Here is a 339-nt window from a genome sequence, read left to right as displayed (position 1 = left end):
ACAAAAGAACTTAAAACAACAAGGTATCCCTCAAGCTAAGAAGAGTCATATTTTACTAAAAGGTAAAGATGATAAGAGTAAAGAATCACGCAGACAAAAGGTTCAAAAAGATCATAAACTTGTCATGCTATTTGGAGACAATTTATTAGACTTTACAGATCCAAAAGAAGCAACAGCTGAATCTCGTGAAGCTTTAATCGAAAAACATAAAGATGATTTTGGTAAGAAATATATCATTTTCCCTAACCCAATGTATGGTAGTTGGGAAGCTACAATTTATAACAATAACTATAAAGCTAGTGATAAAACAAAAGATAAATTACGTAAAAATTCTATTAA

General features: G+C 29.5%; 1 protein-coding gene. It reads left to right on the top strand.

Features of this window, described 5'->3' with window-relative positions; translation table 11 throughout:
- On the top strand, positions 1–339 hold a 339-nt coding region (locus GUI70_RS25460; protein WP_202630577.1), incomplete at both ends, for an HAD family acid phosphatase.

Source organism: Deinococcus alpinitundrae (genome assembly GCF_009982895.1).
GTDB classification, from domain to species: domain Bacteria; phylum Deinococcota; class Deinococci; order Deinococcales; family Deinococcaceae; genus Deinococcus; species Deinococcus alpinitundrae.
Note: the sequence above shows the minus strand (reverse complement) of the source record. Positions and strands in the feature narration are given on the sequence as shown.